The sequence below is a fragment of the Acidovorax sp. GW458-11-26-14-TSB4 genome (assembly GCF_059423865.1).
The window spans coordinates 1322979-1347958 of record NZ_JBWKYR010000001.1; the positions used below are offsets into that span (position 1 = coordinate 1322979).

General features: G+C 66.0%; 21 protein-coding genes. 17 read left to right on the forward strand and 4 right to left on the reverse strand.

The window, feature by feature from the left end:
• The first annotated feature begins 482 nt into the window (after positions 1 to 482).
• From AC07X5_RS06290 to AC07X5_RS06325, 8 genes are all read left to right on the forward strand, one after another.
• Entirely contained in the window at positions 483 to 2063 is a 1581-nt protein-coding gene (locus tag AC07X5_RS06290) for an ABC transporter substrate-binding protein (RefSeq protein ID WP_409961136.1), read from the forward strand.
• Between the two features lie 133 nt (positions 2064 to 2196).
• Entirely contained in the window at positions 2197 to 3177 is a 981-nt protein-coding gene (locus AC07X5_RS06295; protein ID WP_184859566.1) for an ABC transporter permease, read from the forward strand.
• Position 3178: 1 nt separating this feature from the next.
• Positions 3179 to 4396 (forward strand): M20 aminoacylase family protein, encoded by a 1218-nt coding sequence (locus tag AC07X5_RS06300; protein WP_409961138.1) that lies wholly within the window; start codon positions 3179 to 3181, stop codon positions 4394 to 4396.
• A gap of 88 nt (positions 4397 to 4484) precedes the next feature.
• Entirely contained in the window at positions 4485 to 6062 is a 1578-nt protein-coding gene (locus tag AC07X5_RS06305; RefSeq protein WP_494769427.1) for an ABC transporter substrate-binding protein, read from the forward strand.
• 107 nt (positions 6063 to 6169) lie between these two features.
• A complete protein-coding gene (locus AC07X5_RS06310) occupies positions 6170 to 7081 on the forward strand; it encodes an ABC transporter permease (RefSeq protein WP_007856606.1) in 912 nt (303 codons plus the stop codon).
• 26 nt (positions 7082 to 7107) lie between these two features.
• Positions 7108 to 8088, forward strand: a complete 981-nt coding sequence (locus tag AC07X5_RS06315) for an ABC transporter ATP-binding protein (RefSeq protein ID WP_494769428.1) — start codon at positions 7108 to 7110, stop codon at positions 8086 to 8088.
• On the forward strand, positions 8085 to 9104 hold the full coding sequence (locus AC07X5_RS06320) for an ABC transporter ATP-binding protein (RefSeq protein WP_409964270.1): 1020 nt from the start codon (positions 8085 to 8087) through the stop codon (positions 9102 to 9104). The genes AC07X5_RS06315 and AC07X5_RS06320 overlap by 4 nt, the downstream gene beginning before the upstream one ends.
• 141 nt (positions 9105 to 9245) lie before the next feature.
• A complete protein-coding gene (locus AC07X5_RS06325) occupies positions 9246 to 11138 on the forward strand; it encodes a bifunctional metallophosphatase/5'-nucleotidase (RefSeq protein ID WP_494769478.1) in 1893 nt (630 codons plus the stop codon).
• A 64-nt stretch (positions 11139 to 11202) separates the two neighbouring features.
• Here the strand turns inward: AC07X5_RS06325 and AC07X5_RS06330 are convergent, their stop codons facing one another.
• Positions 11203 to 11808 carry a TetR/AcrR family transcriptional regulator gene (locus tag AC07X5_RS06330; RefSeq protein WP_494769429.1) on the reverse strand — a complete coding sequence of 202 codons (606 nt, stop codon included), beginning with the start codon at positions 11806 to 11808 and terminating at the stop codon, positions 11203 to 11205.
• A gap of 101 nt (positions 11809 to 11909) precedes the next feature.
• Here AC07X5_RS06330 and fabF point away from each other — a divergent pair, with 101 nt between their 5' ends.
• The gene (gene fabF / locus AC07X5_RS06335) at positions 11910 to 13241 is read left to right on the forward strand and encodes a beta-ketoacyl-ACP synthase II (protein ID WP_494769430.1); all 1332 of its coding nucleotides are present in this window, start codon (positions 11910 to 11912) and stop codon (positions 13239 to 13241) included.
• Here fabF and AC07X5_RS06340 read toward each other — a convergent pair.
• Positions 13232 to 14077, reverse strand: a complete 846-nt coding sequence (locus AC07X5_RS06340; protein ID WP_108016385.1) for a MurR/RpiR family transcriptional regulator — start codon at positions 14075 to 14077, stop codon at positions 13232 to 13234. The genes fabF and AC07X5_RS06340 overlap by 10 nt on opposite strands.
• A gap of 191 nt (positions 14078 to 14268) precedes the next feature.
• Between AC07X5_RS06340 and tal the strand changes: the two genes are divergently transcribed.
• Complete coding sequence (tal, locus tag AC07X5_RS06345) at positions 14269 to 15216, forward strand: transaldolase (protein WP_494769431.1); 948 nt, start codon at positions 14269 to 14271, stop codon at positions 15214 to 15216.
• Positions 15217 to 15407: 191 nt separating this feature from the next.
• Here the strand turns inward: tal and AC07X5_RS06350 are convergent, their stop codons facing one another.
• Complete coding sequence (locus AC07X5_RS06350; RefSeq protein ID WP_494769432.1) at positions 15408 to 16817, reverse strand: sensor histidine kinase; 1410 nt, start codon at positions 16815 to 16817, stop codon at positions 15408 to 15410.
• Between the two features lie 9 nt (positions 16818 to 16826).
• Positions 16827 to 17552, reverse strand: a complete 726-nt coding sequence (locus tag AC07X5_RS06355; protein WP_409964275.1) for a response regulator transcription factor — start codon at positions 17550 to 17552, stop codon at positions 16827 to 16829.
• Between the two features lie 238 nt (positions 17553 to 17790).
• On the opposite strand from AC07X5_RS06355, the gene AC07X5_RS06360 reads away from it, so the two are divergent.
• The 7 genes from AC07X5_RS06360 to gloA2 all read left to right on the forward strand — a co-directional run bounded on the left by AC07X5_RS06360 (position 17791) and on the right by gloA2 (position 24815).
• Complete coding sequence (locus AC07X5_RS06360) at positions 17791 to 19041, forward strand: ABC transporter substrate-binding protein (protein ID WP_494769433.1); 1251 nt, start codon at positions 17791 to 17793, stop codon at positions 19039 to 19041.
• Positions 19042 to 19063: 22 nt separating this feature from the next.
• Positions 19064 to 20251 (forward strand): carbohydrate porin, encoded by a 1188-nt coding sequence (locus AC07X5_RS06365; protein WP_494769434.1) that lies wholly within the window; start codon positions 19064 to 19066, stop codon positions 20249 to 20251.
• 172 nt (positions 20252 to 20423) lie between these two features.
• Entirely contained in the window at positions 20424 to 21311 is an 888-nt protein-coding gene (locus tag AC07X5_RS06370; protein WP_409956529.1) for a carbohydrate ABC transporter permease, read from the forward strand.
• On the forward strand, positions 21301 to 22170 hold the full coding sequence (locus AC07X5_RS06375) for a carbohydrate ABC transporter permease (RefSeq protein WP_494769435.1): 870 nt from the start codon (positions 21301 to 21303) through the stop codon (positions 22168 to 22170). The genes AC07X5_RS06370 and AC07X5_RS06375 overlap by 11 nt, the downstream gene beginning before the upstream one ends.
• Before the next feature lie 6 nt (positions 22171 to 22176).
• Positions 22177 to 23238 (forward strand): ABC transporter ATP-binding protein, encoded by a 1062-nt coding sequence (locus AC07X5_RS06380; RefSeq protein WP_494769436.1) that lies wholly within the window; start codon positions 22177 to 22179, stop codon positions 23236 to 23238.
• Between the two features lie 186 nt (positions 23239 to 23424).
• Entirely contained in the window at positions 23425 to 24396 is a 972-nt protein-coding gene (locus AC07X5_RS06385) for a glucokinase (protein ID WP_494769437.1), read from the forward strand.
• A gap of 2 nt (positions 24397 to 24398) precedes the next feature.
• A complete protein-coding gene (gene gloA2 / locus AC07X5_RS06390; RefSeq protein WP_494769438.1) occupies positions 24399 to 24815 on the forward strand; it encodes an SMU1112c/YaeR family gloxylase I-like metalloprotein in 417 nt (138 codons plus the stop codon).
• Positions 24816 to 24980: the final 165 nt, after the last annotated feature.

The window sequence follows — 24980 nt, forward strand, 5'->3', positions numbered from 1 at the left end:
GGATGAATACAAAAAAAGCCGCCTTCGGGTGGCTTTTTTTATTCTCGCCATGGATTTGATTTTTATCGCGCTTTGTCCTTTTTTTGGGGGGATGTGTTGCAAAAGCCGGATATTTTCAGGGGCGCGCGGCGGGTATCTGGGGAGTATGGGCGGCAGGAATGGGTGTGCGATCCTTGCCAGAAGAAGGGCGCCGGCATGGGCGGGTGGCATTGGTTCGGATCGGTGCTGGAGTGCAGGGCAGGGCAACCGTGGACTGTGGACTCCCATGGTGCGCAGGTGGGCAATCAAGACTGCACGTGGCTTGCCACCGTGCGGAGCGAGGGAGAGGCGGCTGGCGTGGTGCTGGCACTTTACTTGCATGTCCATCTGCCTCACCAGGGCAGGAATAGTCCCTCGCACGAGGGCGGGATTCAGGGATTTCCCGTTGGCCGATGGCCGCTATTTACTGCATAGTAAAACTTTTACATTGTTGAAGAGGTTTCATGAAACTCAATCTCAGCCTGCTGTCGATTGCCGCAGCTGCCGCCATGCTGATGGCCACGGGTGCTAATGCCAAACCATTCAAATGGGCGAGCCAGGGCGAAATTGCCACGTGGGATATTCATTCCCAAAACAACGCATTGCAAAACGGCATCCATGCCAATGTGTATGAAAGCCTGGTCTACTACAACAGCAAGACGTTCGAGGTAGAGCCCGTTCTTGCCACGGCCTGGAAGGAAGTGACCCCCACGCAGGTGCGTTTCACGCTGCGCCAGGGCGTCAAGTTCCATGATGGTTCGGCCTTCACCGCCGACGATGCCGTGTACTCGCTGCAGCGGGCCATGGCCAAGACCTCCAACTTCACGCCCTATGTCCAGGGCATCACCAAGATCAACAAGGTCGATGCCCAGACCATCGACGTCATCCTGTCGGCGCCCAACCCCGTGCTGCTGCGCCAGATGACCGAGTTGCGCATGATGAGCAAGGCCTGGGCCGAGAAGAACCGCTCCGTGGAGCCCAAGGACATCAAGGGCACGGACGAGAACTTCGCCCACCGCAACGCCATGGGCACGGGCCCCTACACGCTGGACTCCTGGCAGCCCGACGTGAAGATGGTGTTCAAGCGCAACCCCAACTGGTGGGGCAAGATGGACGGCAACGTGACGGAGATCGTCTACACCCCCATCAAGTCGGCTGCGACCCGCATTGCCGCGCTGCTCTCGGGTGAGGTGGACATGGTGCTCGACCCGGCTCCACAGGACCTGGGCCGCCTGCGCCAGGACTCCAACCTGAAGGTGATCGACGGTCTCGAGAACCGGACCATTTTCCTGGGCATGGACCAGTTCCGCGACGAACTGCCCGGCTCCAACGTCAAGGGCAAGAACCCGCTCAAGGATGTCAAGGTGCGCAAGGCGCTGTACCAAGCCATCGATACCGCCTCGCTGGAGCGCGTCACGCTGCGCGGCCTGGGCAAGCCCACCGGCACGCTCGTGGCCCCCCAGGTGGCCGGCTACACCGAAGCCGTCGGCAAGCGCTTCCCCTACAGCGTGGATGCGGCCAAGAAGCTGCTGGCCGAAGCAGGCTACCCCGATGGCTTCGAAGTCGATTTCGCATGCCCCAACAACCGCTACATCAACGACGAAGCCATCTGCCAGGCCGTGACCGCCATGTGGTCGCGCATCGGCGTGAAGGCCAAGCTGCGCACGCTGCCGCTGGTGACCTACTTCCCCATGATCCAGCGCTACGAAGCCAGCATCTACATGCTGGGCTGGGGCGTGCCGACCTTCGATGCGCTGTACAGCCTGCAATCGCTGGTGCGCAGCGTGGGCCAGGGCGGTGACGGCAACTACAACGTGGGCCGCTACAGCAACCAGCGCATGGACTATCTGGTGGACCGCATCAAGGCCGAGACCGATGCCCCAGTGCGCTCGCGCATGCTGACCGAAGCGTTGCAGTTGTCCAACGACACCGTCTCGCACATCCCTTTGTACGACCAGGTGATCCCCTGGGCCATGAAGAAGAACATCGAACTGGTGCACCGTGCCGACAACCGCGTGGACATGCGTTTGGTCAAGGTGAACTGATCTATCCTTGCAGAGGGAGGGCAAGGGCCTCTGGGTCCTTGCTCTCCTTGGTTTTTTCCGACCCGATTCCCCATGAGCGCCGCGCCACCAAAAGTGGCCAAGGCGTCCCATCGAATACACACTCGACTCTCCGATGCTTGCCTTTATTTTGCGCCGCCTGATCCAGGCCGTGATCGTCATGGTCACGGTGGCCTTCATCTCCTTCATGCTGTTCCAGTACGTTGGAGATCCCGTGGTCTTCCTGCTCGGCCAGGACGCAACACCTGAACAGATCCGTGAACTGCGCGTGGCGCTGGGTCTGGACAAACCCTTCTTCGTGCAGTTCGGCCACTTCCTTGTGAACGCGGCCCAGGGGGAATTCGGCCTGAGCCTGCGCCAGGGCGCCAAGGTCTCGCGCCTGATTGCCGAACGTTTTCCTGCCACGCTGGAGCTGGCCATGGTGGCCGCCGTGCTGGCCCTGGTGCTGGGCGTGCCCATGGGCGTGTATGCAGCCTTGAAGCGCGGCACCTTCACCAGCCAGCTGTTCATGACGCTGTCGCTGCTGGGCGTCTCGCTGCCCACCTTCCTGATCGGCATTTTGCTGATCCTGGTGTTTGCCGTGCACCTGGGCTGGTTCCCGAGCTTCGGCCGCGGCGAGGTGGTGCAACTGGGCTGGTGGAGCACCGGACTGCTCAAAGCCAAGGGCTGGCACCACATCATCCTGCCGGCGGTGACGCTGGCCATCTTCCAGCTCACACTGATCATGCGCCTGGTGCGCGCCGAGATGCTGGAGGTGCTGCGCACCGACTACATCAAGTTCGCGCGTGCCCGCGGCCTGTCCAACCGCGCCATCCACTTCGGCCATGCGCTCAAGAACACGCTGGTGCCCGTGATGACCATCACCGGCCTGCAGCTTGGCGGCTTGATCGCCTTCGCCATCATCACCGAAACCGTGTTCCAGTGGCCGGGCATGGGCCTCTTGTTCATCCAGGCCGTGACCTTCGCCGACATCCCCGTGATGGCCGCCTACCTGTGCCTGATCGCGCTGATCTTCGTGGTCATCAACCTGGTGGTCGACCTCTTGTACTTCGCCGTCGACCCCCGCCTGCGCGTGGGCAAGGCCGGGGGGCATTGAGATGCAGGCGAGCCGACTCAAAGCGGGCGGCCGGGCTTTCGCGCACATCGCGCAGTTCCACCCAGAGCTCACGGCGCTGCGCCGCGACCTGCATGCGCACCCTGAACTGGGCTTCGAAGAGGTCTATACCGGTGCCCGGGTCAAGGAGGCGCTCAAGGTGTGCGGCGTGGACGAGATCCACGACGGCATCGGCCGCACCGGCCTGGTGGCGGTGATCCGCGGGCGCAGCACGGCCAGCGGCTCCATGGTGGGCCTGCGCGCCGACATGGATGCGCTGCCGCTCACCGAGCACAACGACTTCTCCTGGAAGTCCTGCAAGCAGGGCCTGATGCACGGCTGCGGTCACGATGGCCACACGGCCATGCTGGTGGGGGCGGCCCGCTACCTGGCCGAGACGCGCAATTTCGACGGCACGGCGGTGCTGGTGTTCCAGCCCGGCGAAGAGGGCTTTGCCGGTGCCCGCGTGATGATGGAGGACGGACTGTTCGAGCGCTTCCCCGTGCAGTCCATCTTCGCCATGCACAACTGGCCGGCGATGGCGCCCGGCACGGTGGGCCTGAACTCCGGTGCCATGATGGCAGCGGCCGACCGCATCACCATCGAGATCACGGGCCGCGGCGGCCATGGCGCGCACGCCTACCAGACGGTGGACGTGATGCTGGTGGCTGCGCACATCATCACCGCGGCGCAGACCATCGTCTCGCGCAACGTGCGCCCGCTCGATGGCGCCGTGGTCAGCCTGTGCGCCATGCAGGCCGGCGACCTGGGCGCCTTCAGCGTGCTGCCGGGCTCGGCCACGCTGGTGGGCACCGTGCGCACTTTCAACCCCGTGGTGCAGGAGATGGTCGAAAAGCGCCTCAAGGAGCTGTGCAGCGCGATTGCGCTGGGCTTTGGCGCCACGGCCACCGTGCACTATGAACGCATCTATCCCGCCACCATCAATTCCGAGGATGAGGCGGTCTTTGCCGGCAACGTGGCCGAATCGCTGGTCGGTGCCGACCATGTGGTGCGTGACCTGGAACCCAGCATGGGCGCCGAGGACTTCTCCTTCATGCTGCAGGACAAGCCAGGCGCCTACCTGCGCATAGGCCAGGGCACCGGTGCCAGCGGCAGCGCTCTGCACAACAGCCGCTACGACTTCAACGACGACATCCTGCCCCTGGGCTCGGCGCTGCACGCCAGCCTGATCGAGCAGGCCATGCCGCTGCCGACGCTTTGAGCGCACAACGAGCACCTTTTTGCACCAGACATCCGGCGCATTCACCCACCCCTCCTAAAACCCACTTTTCATCCACCAGGAGAACTGCATGACCTTCCAGAAGAAATTGGCCGTGACGGCCGTGTTTGCCGCGCTGGCCGCGTCCAGCATGGTCGCCAGTGCGCAGACCATCCGCGTGGCCAACCAGGGCGATTCGCTGTCCATGGACCCGCACTCGCTCAACGAATCGCTGCAGCTGAGCGTGACCGGCAACGTGTATGAACCGCTGGTCGGCCGCAACAAGGACCTGAGCCTGGCCCCGGCCCTGGCCACCAGCTGGAAGCAGACCTCGCCCACCGTCTGGCGCTTCGAGCTGCGCAAGGGCGTGCAATTCCATGACGGCATGCCCTTCACGGCCGACGACGTGGTCTTCAGCTTCGGCCGTACGCAGGTCGAGGGCTCGGACATGAAGAGCTACACCAACGACTTCAAGGAAGTGCGCAAGATCGACGACCACACGGTCGAGATCGAGACCAAGACCCCGTTCCCCATCCTGCCCGACGTGGTCTCGCTGGTGTACATGATGAGCAAGAAGTGGTGCGAAACCAACCAGGCCATGGGACCGGTGGACCGCCGCAAGGGCATCGAGAACGCCGCATCGTTCAAGGCCAACGGCACGGGCCCCTTCCGCCTGCGCGAGCGCCAGCCCAACGTGCGCACCGTGTTCACGCGCAACGGCACCTACTGGGGCAAGATCGAGAGCAATGCCGCCGAAGTCGTCTTCACGCCCATCGGCAACGACGCCACCCGCGTGGCCGCCCTGCTGTCGGGCGAGGTGGACGTGATGGAACCTGTGCCGGTGCAGGACATCGAGCGCGTCAACACCAGCGCCAACACGCGCGCCATCACCGGCCCCGAGCTGCGCACCATCTTCCTGGGCATGGACCAGAAGCGCGACGAACTGCTGTACTCCAACGTCAAGGGCAAGAACCCCTTCAAGGACAAGCGCGTGCGCCAGGCCTTCTACCAGGCCATCGACATCGACGGCATCAAGCGCACCGTGATGCGCGGCGCCTCCAACCCCTCGGCCCTGCTGGTGGGCCCCGGCATCAACGGCTTCCAGCCCGATGCCAAGCGCCTGCCCTACGACGTCGAAGCCGCCAAGAAGCTGATGGCCGAAGCCGGTTACCCCAATGGCTTCGAAGTATCGATGAACTGTCCCAACGACCGCTACGTGAACGACGGACGCATCTGCCAGACCGTAGCCGCCAACCTCTCGCGCATCAACGTCAAGATCAACCTGCAGGCCGAGACCAAGGGAACCTACTTTCCCAAGATCCTGCGCCGCGACACCAGCTTCTACATGCTGGGCTGGACGCCTGCCACCTACGACTCGCACAACGCCCTCAATGCGCTGGTGGCCTGTGTGGACGACAAGGGTGCCGGCCAGTTCAACCTGGGTTCGTACTGCAACCCCAAGGTGGATGAGCTGACCAAGAAGATCCAGGCCGAGACCGACAAGGCCAAGCGCGACGCCATGATCAAGGAAGCCTTCGACATCCATGCCGCCGACGTGGGCACGCTGCCGCTGCACCAGCAGGCCCTGGCCTGGGGCGTGAGCAAGAAGGTCACGCTGGTGCAGCTGGCCGACAACTTCATGCCCTTCAAGTGGATGAGCATCAAGTAAGCAAGCACCTGCCTTTCGAGTACATAGATAGAGACGGACATTCAGCAGACCAGCCACGCCGGTTGCTACCCGCGCCGCGCGTGCTGTCTGCCCACTGGTTTCCCACAATGAAAACAACCCTTGCCCGCTGGTTTGACAGCGACGTTGGCTACAGCTTCCGCACCTCGCCCATGGCGATCGTGGCGGCGGTGATCGCCCTGATTTGTCTGTTCTGCTCCCTGTTTGCAGGATGGGTCGCCCCCCACAACCCTTTTGACCTGGCGACGCTGGAACTCGGCGACGCCCGCCTGCCGCCCGCCTGGATCGCGGAAGGCTCCATGAAATACCCCCTTGGCACCGATGACCAGGGGCGCGACATCCTCTCGGCGCTGATCTATGGCGCCCGCATCTCCCTGGTGGTGGGCTTCGCCTCGGTGCTGCTGTCCGTGGTGGTCGGCGTGGCCTTCGGCCTGCTGGCCGGCTTTCGCGGCGGCTGGATCGACGCGGTCCTCATGCGCCTGTGCGACGTGATGCTGTCCTTCCCCGCCATCCTGGTGGCGCTGCTGATCGCAGGCGTCGGCCGCGCGCTGTTCCCCAATGCGCACGAATCGCTGGCCTTCGGCGTGCTCATCATCTCGATCTCGCTCACCGGCTGGGTGCAGTACGCACGCACCGTGCGCGGCTCCACACTGGTCGAGCGCAACAAGGAATACGTGCAGGCCGCCCGCGTCACGGGGGTCTCCTCGCTGCGCATCATGCGCAAGCACGTGCTGCCCAACGTGATGGGCCCGGTGATGGTGCTGGCTACCATCCAGGTTGCCACCGCCATCATCACCGAGGCCACGCTGTCCTTCCTGGGCGTGGGTGCTCCGCCCACCTCGCCATCGCTGGGCACGCTGATCCGCATCGGCAACGACTACCTGTTCTCCGGCGAATGGTGGATCACCGTGTTCCCCGGCGCCATGCTGGTGCTGATCGCCCTGTCCGTGAACCTGCTCGGTGACTGGCTGCGCGACGCCCTGAACCCGCGCCTGCGTTGAACAAGAACAAGAAAAGCGATATTCCCATGAGTCTTCTAGAAGTCAAAAACCTCGTTGTCGAATTTCCGAGCCGCCGCGGTACCCTGCGCGCCCTGGACGACATCTCCTTTTCCATCGCGCCCGGCGAGATCCTGGGCGTGGTGGGAGAGTCCGGCGCGGGCAAGTCGCTCACCGGCGCGGCCATCATCGGCCTGCTCGAACCCCCGGGCCGGGTGGCCTCGGGCCAGATCCTGCTGGAGGGCCAGCGCATCGACAACCTCACCAGCGACCAGATGCGGCACATCCGCGGGCGGCGCATCGGCGCCATTTTCCAGGACCCGCTGACCTCGCTGAACCCGCTGTACACGGTGGGCCGCCAGCTCACCGAAACCATCCTTGCGCATTTGCCGGTGAACGCCGCCGAAGCGCGCCAGCGCGCCATCGCACTGCTGCAGGACACCGGCATCCCGGCGGCGGCAGAGCGCATCGACCATTACCCGCACCAGTTCTCGGGCGGCATGCGCCAGCGCGTGGTGATCGCCCTGGCCCTGGCGGCCGAGCCCAAGCTCATCGTGGCCGACGAGCCGACGACGGCGCTCGACGTCTCCATCCAGGCGCAGATCATCACGCTGCTCAAGAACATCTGCAAATCGCGCGGTGCCGCCGTCATGCTGATCACCCACGACATGGGCGTGATCGCCGAGACCTGCGACCGCGTGGCGGTGCTGTATGCCGGCCGCGTGGCCGAGATCGGCCCCGTGCACGACGTCATCAACAAGCCCTCCCACCCCTACACCAGCGGCCTGATGGCCTCCATCCCCGACATGGCGGTGGACCGTGAACGCCTGAACCAGATCGACGGAGCCATGCCCCGCCTCAACGCCATCCCCAAGGGCTGCGCCTACAACCCGCGCTGCCCCAAGACCTTCGACCGCTGCATGGTCGACCGGCCCGACCTCATGCCCGCGGGTTCCACCCGCGCAGCCTGCTGGCTGCACGCCACCGCCCCTGCGGAGGTGTCCGCATGAGCGCCGTGCCAACAACTTCCGGCAAACCCTTGGTGCAGGCGCATGACCTGGCCAAGACCTTCGACGTCTCTGCCCCCTGGCTCAACCGCATGATCGAGCGCAAGCCGCGCACCCTGCTGCATGCGGTGGACGGCGTGAGCTTCGAGATCGAAAAGGGCAAGACCCTGGCCCTGGTGGGCGAGTCCGGCTGCGGCAAGAGCACCGTGGCGCGCCTGCTGGTGGGCCTGTACGACCCCACGCGCGGTGGCCTGACCTTTGACAACCAGGATGCACACGCTGCCTTCAAGGGCAAGGATTCGCAGGCCATGCGCCGGCGCATCCAGATGATCTTCCAGGATCCCTATGCGAGCCTGAACCCGCGCTGGCTGGTCGAGGACATCATCGGCGAGCCGCTGCGCGAGCACGGACTCATCACCGACAAGGCCGAGCTCAAGCAGCGCGTGGGCGAACTGCTGCAGTCGGTGGGCCTGTCTCCGCTGGACATGGTCAAGTACCCGCACCAGTTCTCGGGCGGCCAGCGCCAGCGCATCTCGATCGCGCGCGCCCTGGCCACCGAGCCGGAGTTCCTGGTGTGCGACGAGCCCACCTCGGCACTCGACGTGTCGGTGCAGGCCCAGGTGCTCAACATCATGAAGGACCTGCAGCGCCAGCGCCAGCTGACCTACCTGTTCATCTCGCACAACCTGGCCGTGGTGCGCCACGTGAGCGACCAGGTCGGTGTGATGTACCTGGGCCGCCTGGTGGAGTTGGCCGACAAGCACGCATTGTTCGACAACCCGCGCCACCCGTACACGCGCATGCTGCTCGATGCCATCCCCAAGATGCACGACACGGGCAAGGCGCGCACCCCCGTGCAGGGCGAGGTGCCCAACCCGCTCAACCCGCCCCCCGGCTGCGCCTTCAACCCGCGCTGCCCGCATGTGAACGACCGCTGCCGCAGCGAGCGCCCGCAGCTGCTCTCCATTGGCGGCATCCGCATCGCCTGCCACGCTGTCGAAGAGGGGCGCATCCAATAGGATGTTCCGGCGCCTCCATTGAAAGGGCTCCTTCGGGAGCCCTTTTCGATGGCAGGCCCATTGTGCCTGCTTCACGGTTTTGTCATGGAGCGTTTCCACCATGGCTGCTTTTGACCAATGGCTGGGAGAGCACACATGGGAATGATGAGTGGAGCGCGCTGGATGCGCTTGGGCGGCGTGGCGCTGGCAGTGGCGGGCGTGCTCGCCGCCTGCGGGGGATCGGACGGCGATGGGCCGCTGGACCTGACCATCCTGCATATCAACGACAGCCATTCCACGCTGGAGTCAAAGTCCAAGACGCTCAAGCTGTCCGCTGGCGGTGCTGCGCCGGTGGACGTGGCCGTGGATGCCGGTGGCTTCCCGCGCGTGACGGCGGCGATTGCCGAACTGGCGGGCCAGTCTCCCAATGTGCTCAAGCTGCATGCGGGCGATGCGCTCACCGGCACGCTGTACTTCAACCGCGCCGGTGCCGATGGCGAGGCCGACGCCGCGATGATGAACACCGTGTGCTTCGACGCCTTCACTCTGGGCAACCATGAATTCGACAAGGGCGACACCGGCCTCAAGGGTTTCCTGGACCTGCTCAGGAAGGGCACCTGCAAGACGCCGGTGCTCAGCGCCAACGTGAAGTTCGGCGCCAACTCGGCCCTGAACCCCAGCCGCGCCCCCGGCTATGTGAGCCCTTCCACCGTGGTGGAGCGCGGCGGGCAGAAGATCGGCATCATCGGCCTGACCATCGCCCAGAAGACCAAGGCCTCCTCCAGCCCCGACCCCGATACGACCTTCGAGGACGAAGCCACGGCAGCGCAGCGCGAGATCGACGTCCTGCGCGGTCAGGGCATCAACAAGATCATCGTCATGAGCCACATCGGCTATGACCTGGACAAGCAGATCATCCCCAAGCTCAGCGGCGTGGATGTGGTCGTGGGCGGCGACTCGCACACCCTGCTCGGCCCCAATGGCCTGACCACCACGGCGGTGGGCACGCCCGGCGGTGCCTACCCCACGCGCCTGACCGACAAGGATGGCAAGACCGTCTGCGCCGTGCAGGCCTGGGAGTACTCGCAGGTCGTCGGCGAGCTCAAGGTGAGCTTCGACGGCTCCGGCAACGTCACGCAGTGCAATGGCACGCCCCACGTGCTGATCGGTGACAACTTCACCATCGCCGGCAAGGCCGCCACCGACGCCGAGAAGACCGCCCTGCGCGCCAGCGTGGCCGCCAGCGGCTTCCTGCGCATCACACAGCCGTCCGCTGCCGCCACGGCCGTGCTGCAGCCCTACAAGGACAAGATCGCCGGCTTCAACCTGACGCAGGTCGCCTTCGCGCCGCAAGAGCTGTGCTCGCGCCGCGTCCCCGGCGGCGTGGGCTCGGTGGATTACAGCCGCTCCAGCGCGGCCTGCAACGCCGAAGGCAGCGTGAGCGTGCGCGGCGGCGACATCCAGCAACTGGTGGCCCAGGCCTACCTGGAAGAGGCCAACCTCAAGTACGGCGGTGCCGACATCTCGCTGCAAAGCGGTGGTGGCGTGCGTATCCCGCTGGAAGGCCGTACCACGGCGGCCCAGGTGATCCAGGTGCTGCCTTTCGGCAACATGCTGTTCCGCCTCAACATCACCGGCACGGAAGTCAAGGGCATGCTGGAAGACGGTGTTGAAGCCGTGTACGGCCCCGGCGGTTCGTCGGGCCCATACCCCTACACCGGTGGCCTGCGCTACGACGTGAACGCGCGCGCAGCCTTCGGCCAGCGCGTGACCAACATCGAGGTGCGCAACCCCACCACCGGTGCCTGGGGTCCGCTGGACAACGCCAAGACCTACAAGCTCTTCGTGCTGAGCTTCAACGCCACCGGCGGTGACGGCTACAAGACCCTGGCCGCCGTGCCCGCCGCGCGCCGCCTTGACATCGGCGTGCTCGATGCCGATGTGTTCTTCAGCTACATCGAGAAGCAGCCCAAGGATGCGGCCACCGGCCTGCCATTGCTCAAGCGCCTGCCGACCGAGCTCTACAGCACCCGCAACTTCACGGGTCCGAACTGATGGAAGGGGGGCGCAAGCCCTCTTGCCTGAGCCCTGTACCGATGCCGGCCCTGTGCCGGCATTTTCATGGAGCTTTCGAGCCCGCGATCAAATGCTCGCGCAGCGTGGCGAGGATCTCGTCGGACAGGGCAGGGCGGCCGGCTGCCGTGGCGCGCGCCAGTGCCAGGCCGCCGACCATGGTGGCCAGGATGTTCATGGCGCGGGCCCTGCCTTCGGCACTGGGTTCGCCCTGGTCGAGGCCTTCGAGCACGCGTGCGAAGCGCTCGATGTTGCGCTCGATGCCCTGCGCGAACACCTCGGACAGCTCGCCCCCTGCGCGCGCTGCATCCACCGCCAGCGCTGCGGCAGGGCAGCCCTCGCCGGGGTGGTCGCGGTGCTGGGGCGAGAGGTAGCTCCTCACCCGCGCGGCCAGGCCGGCCTCGCCGCTGCCCATGTCCTTCTGCATGCCGTCCAGCGGCGTGATCGTCCAGTCGAAGGCGCGCGCACAGGCTTCGCGCACCAGGGCGTCCTTGTTCTCGAAATGGCGGTACAGGCCGCCGTGGGTCAGGCCTGCATCGCGCGTGATGTCGGCCACGCCCACGCCTGTGAGGCCGTGCTCGCGGTACAGGCGCGCGGCGGCGTCCAGGATGCCCTGGCGGTTCTCTGCCGACTGTGCCTTCGAGACTTTCATGGGGGAAACCTCTTTTTGATGATGGTCGTACGCATTAAGCGCTGACTTGTTTATGATGGCGCCCGTCATCATAAATGCGCGGCCTGTGCTGCGCCCCTCCCATGGACAACCGCAACGCACCATCACTCCCCCACAACGGCGCCGCCCGCGTCCCGCGCGTGGTCATCACGGGCATGGGCCTGGTTTCACCACTGGGTGTCGGCGTGGAACTGGCCTGGCAGCGCCTGCTGGCGGGTGCATCGGGCCTGCGCCGCCTACCGGACGAGGTGGTGGAGGGCCTGGCCGCGAAGGTGGGGGGAGCCGTGCCCAGCCTGGAGGATGATCCCGAAGGCGGATGGAGCCCGGACAGCGTTGCTTCCGCCAAGGACCAGCGCAAGATGGACCGCTTCATTCCCTTCGCCCTGGGCGCGGCGCAACAGGCACTGGCGCAAGCCGGCTGGGCGCCTGCCGATGAGCGGGGCCAGTTGCGCACTGCCACGGTCATCGCTTCGGGCATCGGCGGCTTCGGTGCGATTGCCGAGGCCGTGCGCACCACCGACACGCGCGGCCCGCAGCGCCTGTCGCCATTCACCGTTCCGTCCTTCCTGGTCAACCTCGCCGCTGGCCATGTGTCGATCCGCCACGGCTTCAAGGGGCCGCTGGGCGCTCCCGTGACGGCCTGCGCTGCCAGCGTACAGGCCATCGGCGACGCGGCGCGCATGATCCGATGCGGCGAGGCCGACATCGCCATCTGCGGTGGCACCGAAGCCACCATCGACCGGGTGAGCCTGGGCGGCTTTGCCGCCGCGAAGGCACTGTCCACAGGCTTCTCGGACCATCCCGATCAGGCTTCGCGCCCCTTCGATGCGGCGCGCGACGGCTTCGTGATGGGCGAGGGCGCCGGCATGCTGGTGATCGAATCGCTGGACCATGCGCTGGCGCGCGGCGCCACGCCGCTGGCCGAGGTCGTGGGTTACGGCACCTCGGCGGATGCGCACCACATCACCGCCGGCCCCGAGGATGGCGACGGCGCGCGCCGGGCCATGGAACTGGCGCTGGCCCAGGCCGGCCTGGCCGCCAGCGAGGTGCAGCACCTCAACGCCCATTCGACCTCCACCTACGTGGGCGACCGGGGCGAGCTGGCCGCCATCCGGCGCGTGTTCGGCACGGCCAGATCAGTGGCCGTTGCCTCGACCAAGGCGGCCACGGGCCACCTGCTGGGCGCGGCGGGTGCGGTGGCGGCCATCTTCACCACCCTGGCCCTGCGCGACCAGGTGGTACCGGCCACGCGCAACCTCGAAAATCCCGACGAACTGGCCGAAGGCCTGGACATGGTGGCCGGCGCCAGCCGCCCCATGGCGCTGGAGCACGCCATGGTCAATGGCTTCGGGTTTGGCGGCGTGAACGCCACGCTGGTGCTCAAGCGCTGGGCACCGGTGCCCGTTCAGGCATAGCGCTTGGCGCGCAGGTTTTCCTTCATCTGCTGCAGGATGGGCTGCAGCGGGCTGCCGATGCGCAGGGCCACGCAGGTGGCCAGCACGTCGATGATGAGCAGGTGCATGAGCCGCGAGACCATGGGGCTGTAGCGATCGTAGCCTTCGGGGTGGTCGGCGGCCAGGTGGATCTGGCAGGTGCTGGCCAGCGGTGAGCCGCTGGCCGTGATGGCGATGGTGGTGGCGCCGTTCTTGCGCGCAATGTCGGCCGCGTCCATCAGGTCGCGCGTGCGGCCCGAGTTGGAGACGATCACCAGGCAGTCGCCCGGGCCGAGCAGCGTGGCGCTCATCACCTGCATGTGTCCGTCGCTGGTGGCGATGGAGGTCACGCCCAGGCGGAAGAACTTGTGCTGTGCATCCTGCGCCACGATGCCCGAATTGCCCACGCCATAGAACTCGATGCGCCGCCCGGTCTTCCAGGTCGCGGCGATGGCTTCGGCCGCTCGCTCCAGCGCCACGGTGCTAGCGGCATTGCGGTACTGCAGAAAGGCGGCCACGGCGTTGTCCACCACTTTGACCAGCACATCGCCGGTCTTGTCGTCGGCGTCCACGCTGCGGTGGATGAAGGGCACACCCTCGCTCACGCTGCCCGCGAGCTTGAGCTTGAAGTCGGCCAGGCCGTCGTAGCCCATGCTGCGGCAAAACCGCACCACGGTGGGCTTGCTCACATGGGCGCGCTCGGCCAGCTCGCGCACCGGCAGGCGGGCGAAGCTGCGCGGGTCGGCCAGCACCAGTTTGCCCACGCGCTGCTCGGCAGGGGCCAGCGACGAGAGAGAGGCGGTGATGCGGTCGAGCATGTCAGCGGCGTACCCGGCAGGGGCACAAGGTGGTGATGTGGATCGGCGGGTGCAAGGAATTGATGGTAACTGGGTTCCATCGATTTTGGTAACTTGGGTTCAACCCGGAGTCTGCCGCGCAGGCATGGTGCGCTGTGTACTGGTGCTTGGTAGTACCGGTCCCCGACACGGTGATGCGGAATAATGGGGGCATGAACCAACTCGACGCCCTCAAACAGTTCACCACCGTGGTGGCCGACACCGGTGACTTCAAGCAACTGGCCCAGTTCCAGCCCCAGGATGCGACGACCAACCCGTCGCTGATCCTGAAGGCGGTGCAAAAGCCCGAGTACGCGCCGCTGCTCACGGACACGGTGAGCCGGTTCCGTGGCCGCCCCATGGACGAGATCATCGACCGCCTGATCGTGCGTTTCGGCTGCGAGATCCTGGCCACGATCCCCGGACGCGTTTCCACCGAGGTCGATGCGCGCCTGAGCTTCGATACCCAGGCCACGATCACGCGCGGTCAGCGCATCATCGAGCTGTACCAGGCCGAGGGCGTCCACATCGACCGCGTGCTGATCAAGGTTGCTGCCACCTGGGAGGGAATCCAGGCGGCCGAGAAGCTCGAGCAGCGCGGCATCCACACCAACCTCACCCTGCTGTTCTCGTTCTGCCAGGCGGTGGCCTGCGGCCAGGCCAAGGTGCAGCTGATCTCGCCCTTCGTGGGCCGCATCTACGACTGGTACAAGAAGCAGGCCGGCGCCCAGTGGGATGAGGCCGCGCGCTCGGGCGCCAACGACCCCGGCGTGCAGTCCGTGGCGCAGATCTACAACCACTACAAGCACTTCGGCATTGCCACCGAAGTCATGGGCGCGAGCTTTCGCAACACCGGCCAGATCACCGCGCTGGCCGGCTGCGACCTGCTCACCATCGCTCCCGACCTGCTGGCCCAGCTCGCCGCCAGCGATGCTCCGCTGGCCCCGGCGCTCGATGCGAAGGCCGCCAAGTCCCTGGACCTGCCAGCAGTGAACTACGACGAAGCGGGCTTCCGCTATGCGCTCAACGAAGACGCCATGGCCACCGAGAAACTGGCCGAAGGAATCCGCGGCTTTGCTGTGGACGCCGTCAAGCTGGAAAAGCTCATCCTCGCTGCGTGATTCGGTACATCCCCCTGAGGCGCTGACGCGCCTTCACCCCTTCTCTCGAATCGCTGCGCGATTCGGGAAGGGGGACACCTCCAGCGCGGCGGGGCGGCCCTTGCGCGGTGGTTCTTGCCTGGGGCGCGCCGGTTGCGCCGAGCGGGGGCCATACCCAGGCTGTGGATAAAGCCGCAACCGTTCGTTCGCTTCTAGGTCCGGGGTGTCGCGGTGCTGAGCGGCACCTTCAGACCCACGCGCAGGCCATGCGGCGTGACCGGCTCGGCGAAGGTCTGGCCCCCATGCTGCAGTGCGACCTCTTCCACGATGGACAGGCCCAGACCGCAGCCGCCAGGCTTGTCCGAGCCGCGCCAGAAGCGGGCGAACAGGTCGCGCAGGTGGGCGGGCTGCACGCCGGGGCCATCGTCTTCCACCGCCAGGGTGGCCATGCCGGCACCCGCAATGTCCACCCGCACCGTCACGGTCGCGCCATGGCCCGCATAGTGCAGGGCGTTGTCGATCAGGTTGTTGAGCGCCTCGCGCAGCAGCAGCGGGTGGCCTTGGACAGCCAATTGCTCCTCGCCCTCGTAGCCCAGGTCCACGCCGCTGGCCACGGCGCGCGCCGCCCAATCGCGGGCTACCTCGCGTGCGAGGGCTGCCAGGTCCAGGGTCTGCATGGCCACGCTGCTCTCCGAGCGCGCCAGCTGCAGCAGCTGGTGCACCAGGTGGGCGCTGCGCCGCGCTGCCGACAGCACCTTGTGCAGCCGCTCCTGCACGGCCGGCTCGCGGCTCTCGTGCAACGCCAGTTCGGTCTGGCCGATCAGGCCCGCCAGTGGCGTGCGCAACTGGTGCGCGGCATCGTTGAGAAAACGCTTTTCCTTCTGCTGGCCACGTGCCACGGCTTCCAGCAGGGCGTTGATGGTGCTGGCCAGCGAGTGCACCTCCTGCGGGGCCGAGGTCAGTTCGATGGGCGGCAAGGGGTCGGCCGTATTGCGCTTGCGCGCACCTGCCTTCTCGATCTGCGCTTCCAGTCGCTTCAGGGGCTGCAGGCCGCGCAGCACGCCGGCATACACCACGGCGCTCAGGGCCAGGCCCATCAGGCCCATGGGCAGCAGCATCTTTTCGAGCAGCTCCTGGGCGATGCGCTCGCGCACCGTGAGGCTTTGGGCCACCTGCACGCGCAGGCGCTGGCGTGCCTGCGGCGTGCCATAGTCCACTTCAAGCAGGGCCACGCGCACGGGGCGGTCGTCCACGCGGGTGTGGTACAGGAAGGGTTCGCCCACGTCCACGCTCACGGGCGGTGGCGGCGGCAACTGCGCATTGCCCAGCAGAAAGCGGCCCGGCGGCGAAGACACCATGTAGGTGACGCGGTCGGCCGGGTCCTGCTCCAGGATGTCCTGCGCAGCCTTGGGAAAGTCCACCAGCAGGCCATCGCCGATGGGCTTGATCTGGCGCGCCAGCGCGCGCACCGACTGGGTCAGCGTCTGGTCGATGCCCTTCTCGCCGTTCTGCAGCGCGATGCGCCAGGCCAGGAAACCGCCCGACAGCCACAGCACCAGCTGCGGCAGCAGCAGCCACAGCAGCAGCTTGCGCTGGAGGGAAACGCCGGGAATGGGGCGCATGGAAGCGGCCTACTCGGCCGGCTTGGCCAGCATGTAGCCCAAGCCGCGGATGTTGCGGATGACCAGGTTCGATGTGTCGAGCTTGCGGCGCAGGCGGTGCACATACACCTCCAGCGCATTGGAGTTGAGCGGGGCGGCTGCTGCCTGGCCGGGCTCGGGCGGGCCGGCACGCCAGGCGGCGAGCACGTCGTCGCGCGTGACCACCTCGCCACAGCGGTTGACCAGCAGCTCCAGCAGCTCCCATTCGCGCTGCGTGAGCTCCAGCGGCTCGCCGCCGAGCACAGCGCTGCGCTGGCCATGGTCGATCTGCAGGCTGCCGATGGCGGTGCTGGGCCCGCCCGCTACGCTGCTGGCCTGCGTGAACGCGGGCAGGCGCGCGCGGCGCAGCATGGCCTGCAGGCGGGCTTGCAGCTCCTGCATGTTGAAGGGCTTGGTGATGTAGTCGTCGGCCCCGGCGTTGAGCCCGTGGATCCGGTCGTCGATGCCGTCGCGCGCGGTCAGAATCAGCACCGGCAGGCCGGCAATGTGGGTGCGTGCCCAGGTCAGCAGTTCCATGCCGTCGGCACCGGGCAGGCCCAGGTCGAGGATGATGCCGTCCACCGCCTGGTTCTGCAGCACGGCCGTGGCTTCGGCCACGCTGCAGGCCGTGCACACGCTGAAATCCAGCTGCTGGAGCTGGCCCGTCAAGGCATCCAGCAGCAAGGCATCGTCTTCGACTATCAATAGGGTGGCCATGGATAGAGGATAGCAAAGGGCCTCCCTCGCCGAGGTCGCGCACAGCGCACAGCAGGGAAAGCACCGAGGCGCGAGCGGGGCCGTAATTCGATAACAGGGGAATTCCTTTGGCGTGTAACGCACACCCCGGGAAAGCCCTGATATGTTCATTAATTATTGTAATTAAAGTACCGACTGCGCTGACCGGCATGGGTCAGCCGGCGCACAAACGGACTCACACAAACGAGGAGACATGGGTATGTGGAAGTTGACAAAAGTCGCCGCCGTCGCGGCGGTTGTGGCGGCATCGGCAACAGCCAGTGCAGGGGAGGTGGAGGTTCTGCACTACTGGACTTCGGGTGGCGAAGCCAAGTCCGTGGCCGAGCTCAAGAAGATCATGCAGGGCAAGGGCCACACCTGGCGTGATTTCGCCGTGGCCGGCGGCGGTGGCGACAGCGCCATGACCGTGCTCAAGAGCCGCGTGATCTCGGGCAACCCGCCCTCGGCCGCACAGACCAAAGGCCCGGCCATCCAGGAGTGGGCCTCCGAAGGCGTGCTGGCCAACATGGACGCGCTGGCCAAGGCCGAGAAGTGGGATGAACTGCTGCCCAAGGTGGTTGCCGACATCATGAAGTACAAGGGCGCCTACGTGGCCGCTCCGGTCAATGTGCACCGCGTCAACTGGATGTGGGGCAGCTCCGAGGCCTTGAAAAAGGCCGGCGTGACCGCCATGCCCAAGACCTGGGACGAATTCTTCGCCGCGGCCGACAAGCTCAAGGCCGCAGGCCTGGTGCCCGTGGCCCACGGTGGCCAGAACTGGCAGGATTTCACTACCTTCGAATCGGTGGTGCTCGGTGTCGGTGGTCCCAAGTTCTACCAGGACGCCCTGGTCAAGCTCGACGACAAGGCCATCAACAGCGACACCATGAAGAAGTCGCTGGAGACCTTTCGCCGCATCAAGTCGTACACCGACTCCGGCGCTCCCGGCCGCGACTGGAACCTGGCCACGGCCATGCTGATCCAGGGCAAGGCGGGCTTCCAGCTCATGGGCGACTGGGCAAAGGGCGAGTTCCTGGCCGCCAACAAGGTGCCCGGCAAGGACTTCATGTGCGCTGCCGCACCGGGCACCACCACGTCCTACACCTTCAACGTGGACTCCTTCATCCTGTTCAAGCTCAAGGACGCCGCTGCCCAGAAGGCGCAGAGCGACCTGGCCAGCTCCATCATGAGCCCGGAGTTCCAGGAAGTGTTCAACCTGAACAAGGGTTCCATCCCGGTGCGCGCGGGCCTGAAGATGGACAAGTTCGACGACTGTGCCAAGGCCTCGACCAAGGACTTCGTCGACACCGCCAAGAGCGGCAGCCTGCTGCCCAGCGTGGCCCACGGCATGGCCATCGCGCCCGCCACCGAAGGCGCCATCAAGGACGCCGTCAGCCAGTTCTGGAATGACGACAAGGTGAGCGTTGCCGACGCCGTGAAGAAGATCGCCGCCGCCGCGAAGACCAAGTAAACCAACACCGAGGGATCCCATCATGATGAAAAGAAACCGCCTCACGGCGGTGGCTTTGGCCGCCGCATGCGCGATGACAAATGCACTGGCAATGGACGTTGCCGGCTTCGAGTTCAACGGTTACTCGCGGGGTGGCCCGGTGTTCAACCACTCCGACGGCGTCAAGGGCAACCTGTCGCTGGGCGGCGAGCTGCAGAAGTTCCGCCTGGGCAATGAAGGCGACAACGGCATCGAAGTCAACTTCGCCCGCAGCTTCGAGGCCGGTGGCGTCAAGTGGAAGGTCAACTACATGCCCGCCAAGTGGGGCAGCGGTGACATCAGCACCGAGCAGGCCTATGTCGAAATGAGCGGCCTGTCGTTCTCGCCCGAAGCCAAGTTCTGGGTCGGCCAGCGCCGCCTGCGTATCCAGGACGTGCACATCGTCGACTACTTCCTGCTGAACTATGGCGACAACGTCGGTGCCGGCGTGACCGACGTGCCGATCGGCGGCATGAAGCTCGGCTTGGGCGTGTTCAGCGGCGACAAGTTCGACGGCAACCTGCCTGACAACGTCAAGGCGCATCGCCTGAACGTCGACCTGTCCGAGATCAACACCAACCCCAACGGCAAGCTGCGCGTGCTGCTGACCGCGGTGGGCGGCAAGAACCAGGTCAACGGCGGCTCGGGCTCGGGCATCTCGCTGATGCACACCCAGAAGGACTTCCTGCTGTCCGGCGTGAGCAACACCCTGTACCTGCAGGGCTCGTGCGGCCATGCGCGCATCGACGGCGAGTTCGAAGCCATCGACGGCACGCGCCCTGGCCGCCGTTCCACGCGGATCGCCGACGCCATCAACTGGCAAAGCGGTCCCTTCGGCGGCCAGGCCTTGATCGGCTACCAGACCAACAAGACCGACCTGACGAATGTGGAGACCAAGGACTTCTCGCTGGGCGGTCGCGGCTCCTACGCCTTTTCGAGGAACTTCAAGGCCCTGGCCGAAGTGTCGACCACCACGCGCAAGGGCACGGGCCCAGACCAGCGCCTGAGCAAGGTGACGCTGGCCGCCGCCCTGGCCATGAACGAGGACTTCTGGTCGCGCCCCGAGTTGCGTCTGTACGTGACCAAGGCCAATTGGAACCAGGCCGCCGCCGTGGCCAACGCCGCGACCTTCGGTGCCAATGGCAAGACTTCGCGCACGCTGGTGGGCGTGCAGTATGAAATCTGGTGGTAAAGAGGGAGTGAGTGTGAGTGAGAAAGCGAGTTAGTCAGAGGTGACTTTGTTCATTGGGGGGCACTCCCTGCGTGCCCCCCTTTTTTCCTTGTGTTTTTCTTGTTGACGTGAAGGATGGCCTGGCCGTCCCTGAGTGTCGCTGGCAGCGTATGCACCCGATATCCTTTTTGCAATGACGACGACCAAGAACTCCTTTGAATCCTGGCTGCCCAAGCTGGTCGTCGCGCCCGCCTTCGTGCTGGGCTTTGCCTTCATCTATGGCCTCATGGTGTGGAACGGGGTGCTCAGCCTGTCCGCATCGCGCATGCTGCCCAACTACGAATGGGCGGGCCTCGCGCAGTACGAGCGCCTGTGGGAGATGGACCGCTGGTGGGTGGCCCTCAAGAACCTGGGCATCTTCGGCGTGGGCTACGTGGGTGGCTCGCTGGCCATCGGCGTGGTGCTGGCCGTGCTGCTGGACCAGAAGATCCGCGCCGAGGGCGCGCTGCGCACGATCTACCTGTACCCGATGGCGCTGTCCTTCGTGGTCACGGGCACGGCCTGGAAGTGGCTGCTCAACCCGGGCCTGGGCATCGAGAAGATGGTTCGCGACTGGGGTTTCCCCAACTTTGAATTCGGCTGGCTCGTGGACACCGAGATGGCCATCTACTGCGTGGTGATCGCCGGCATCTGGCAGAGCGCGGGCTTTGCCATGGCCCTGTTCCTGGCCGGCCTGCGCGGCATCGACGACAGCATCATCAAGGCCGCCCAGGTCGACGGCGCCTCGCTGCCGCGCATCTACTGGCGCATCGTGCTGCCGGCGCTGCGGCCCGTGTTCTTCTCCACGCTGATGGTGCTGTCGCACCTGGCGATCAAGAGCTTCGACTTGGTGATGGCGCTCACGGCCGGCGGGCCCGGCTATGCCACCGACGTGCCCGCGACCTTCATGTACACCATGTCGTTCTCGCGCGGCCAGATCGGCCTGGGCGCGGCCAGCGCCACCATGATGCTGGCCACCGTGGCCGCCCTGGTGATCCCCTATCTGTACAGCGAACTGCGCAGCAAACCCCATGACCGCTAAGCCCTCCCTTTTCCCTTCCGTGGGCCGTCTGCTGGTCTATGCGGTGCTGGTCCTGGCCACCGCCTTCTTTCTGCTGCCGCTGTACGCGATGCTGGTCACTTCATTCAAGGATGCCGAAGAGATCCGCAGCAGCGCACTGCTGGCGCTGCCCGCATCGCTCAACCTGTCTTCCTGGAGCACTGCCTGGTCCAGCGCATGTACCGGGGTGGATTGCAACGGCCTGCGCCCCTTCTTCTGGAACTCGGTGGCCATGGCGGTGCCGGCCGTGCTGATCTCCACTGTCTGGGGGGCTCTCAATGGCTATGTGCTCAGCCTGTGGAAGTTTCGCGGCAGTGACGCGCTGTTCGGCATGCTGCTGTTCGGCGTGTTCATGCCCTTCCAGGTGGTGCTGCTGCCCATGAGCCAGGTGCTGGGCTGGCTCGGGTTGTCGAGTTCGATCACGGGCCTGGTGATGGTGCACTGCCTGGCGGGCCTGGCCGGCACCACGCTGTTCTTTCGCAACTACTACGCTGCCATCCCGAAGGAGCTGGTGAACGCGGCGCGCATGGACGGCGCGAGTTTCTTCCAGATCTTCTGGCGCATCGTGCTGCCGCTGTCCACGCCCATCATCATGGTCACACTGATCTGGCAGTTCACCAACATCTGGAACGACTTCCTGTTCGGCGTGGTGTTCTCGGGCACCGACTCCAAGCCCGTGACGGTGGGGCTCAACAACCTGGCCAACACGTCGAGCAGCGTGAAGGCCTACAACGTGGACATGGCGGCCGCCATCATCGCGGGGCTACCAACCATGGTGATCTATGTGCTGGCGGGTAAATTTTTCGTGCGCGGGCTGACGGCCGGCGCGGTGAAGGGATAAGGAATCATGGCGTCTTCATTGGACATAGCGGGCATCAACAAGCGTTTCGGCAAGGGCGACAAGAGCGTGGAGGTGCTGCGCAAGATCGACATCCACGTGGCGCCGGGCGAGTTCCTGATACTCGTGGGCCCTTCGGGCTGCGGCAAGTCCACGCTGCTCAACATCATCGCGGGGCTCGACGAGCCGACCGAGGGCGAGATCCGCATCGCCGGCAAGAACGTGGTGGGCATGCCCCCGCGCGACCGCGACATCGCCATGGTGTTCCAGAGCTATGCGCTGTACCCCACGCTGAGCGTGGCCGACAACATCGGCTTTGCGCTGGAAATGCGCAAGATGCCCAAGGCCGAGCGGCAAAAGCGCATCGACGAAGTGGCGGCCATGCTTCAGATCAGCCACCTGCTGGACCGCCGGCCCAGCCAGCTGTCGGGCGGCCAGCGCCAGCGCGTGGCCATGGGCCGAGCGCTGGCGCGCCAGCCGCAGCTGTTCCTGTTCGACGAGCCGCTGTCCAACCTCGATGCCAAGCTGCGCGTGGAGATGCGCGCCGAGATCAAACGCCTGCACCAGGCCAGCGGCATCACCAGCGTGTATGTGACGCACGACCAGGTGGAGGCCATGACGCTGGGCTCGCGCATCGCCGTCATGAAGGGCGGCGTGGTGCAGCAACTGGGCACGCCTGACGAGATCTACAACCGCCCGGCCAACACCTATGTGGCGACCTTCATCGGCTCGCCCACCATGAACCTGCTGCGCGGCACCCAGGCGGCCGGGCAGTTCTCGGTGCAGGGCGTGTCGCTAGACCTGGCAGCCCCGCTGGCGGCGCCCGAGGTGATGCTGGGCGTGCGCCCCGAGCACCTGGTGCTGCAGGACAGCTCGCCCTGGCGCGGCGAGGTCAGCGTAGTGGAGCCCACGGGGCCCGACACCTACGTGATGGTGGACACCGCCGCCGGCCACATGACGCTGCGCACCGACGCGCAGACCCGTGTGAAGCCCGGCGACCGCGTGGGCCTGGCCGTGGCACCCGCGCACGCCCACTGGTTCGATACCGGTACGGAACAGCGCATTGCATGAGCCCCGTGCGAGGGCTGCTGCCGCAGCCCCGCGCTTTGGCCTTGGCGCATGGGGACTTTGACCCGGCACCCCGGGGCGTTCTGGGTTAAAAAGCGGACTTCGCTGCGGCCTCGCCGTTTTTGTTCAGCCACCATTTTCGGGTGATGTTGCCACTGGTTTTCAGTGGACACATTGCCCTTGCAGCCCATGCCCGCAACACGCCTTCTCGCCGACATCGGCGGCACCAATATCCGCCTGGCCTGGCAGAACCCGGGGGATAACACCCTGCACGACACGCGCGTGCTGCAGTGCGCCCAGTACCCCACGGTGGACGATGCCATCCGCACCTACCTGAACGAGGTCGGCATCCAGGCGCCGAACGAGGCAGCCTTCGGTATCGCCAACCCGGTCACGGGCGATGCCATCCGCATGACCAACCACAGCTGGAGCTTTTCGCAGAAGGCAGTGCGCGAGGCCTTCGGCTTTGCTCGGCTGGTGGTGATCAACGACTTCACGGCGCTGGCCCTCGCGCTACCCCTGCTCACGCCCGACCTGCTGCGCCAAGTGGGCGGCGGCCAGGCCGTGCCGGGCGAGGCCATCGGCCTCGTGGGCGCAGGTACCGGCCTGGGGGTCTCGGGCCTGGTGTTCCCGCCGCACTCGCCGGCGGGCGTGCCGTTGTCGGGCGAGGGTGGCCACGTCACGCTGGCCGCGCAGACCCAGCACGAGTTCGACGTGCTGCAGGTGCTGCAGCAGCGCTACGGCCACGTCTCGGCCGAGCGCGCCGTCTCGGGCTCGGGCCTGGTGGACCTCTACCACGCGGTGCGCACCGTGGCCAAAGCCGGCGGGACCGAGGTGAACTCGGCCGCCCAGGTGACCGAGGCGGCCCTGCGGGCCAAGGACCCGCTGGCCCTGCAGGCGCTGGACCTGTTCTGCGGCTTTCTGGGCAATGTGGCGGGCAACCTCGCGCTCACGCTCGGTGCACGCGGCGGTGTCTACATCGGCGGCGGCATGGTGCCGCGCCTGGGGGAATGGTTCGACCAGTCGTCCTTCCGCCAGCGCTTCGAGGGCAAGGGGCGTTTCCAACCCTACCTGGCATCCATCCCTTGCTGGATCATCGATCCGAGTGCTACCCCGGCACTCTACGGCGCATCGCGCGCGCTCGACATCGCGGGCGGTTGAGCATGGTGGCTGGTGCGCCGCCACTGGCGCTTGCGGGTGTGCACCACGTGGCCCTCATCGGCTCGGACTATGCGCGCTCCAAGCGCTTCTACACCGAGGTGCTGGGCCTGGCCGTGGTGCACGAGACCTGGCGCGCCGAGCGCCAGTCGTACAAGCTTGACCTGGCCCTGCCCGACGGCACGCAGATCGAGCTGTTTTCCTTTCCCGAGGCGCCACCCCGGCGCTCGTACCCCGAGGCCTGTGGCCTGCGCCACCTGGCGCTGCGGGTGAGCGACCTGCAGACCTGCCTGCAGGCCCTGGCCGCCCATGGCGTGGCGGCCGAGCCGGTGCGCATGGACCCCTTCACGGGCTGCCCGTTCACCTTCATCGCCGACCCGGACGGCCTGCCCATCGAACTGGTGGGGCCCGCACCGGGATAGCCGGTTCCCATGTCCAGTTCCATGCCGCCCAGGGTTTCCTGCGCGGCATTTTTCTTGCCCGGATTGTTTTCAAAACTGGAACAGACAGTTCGCGACTGGCTGGTTTTTCTCTGAACACGTGCGGCGTACAGTTCAACCCATCGATGAGCCGAACCCGCAAGGCGA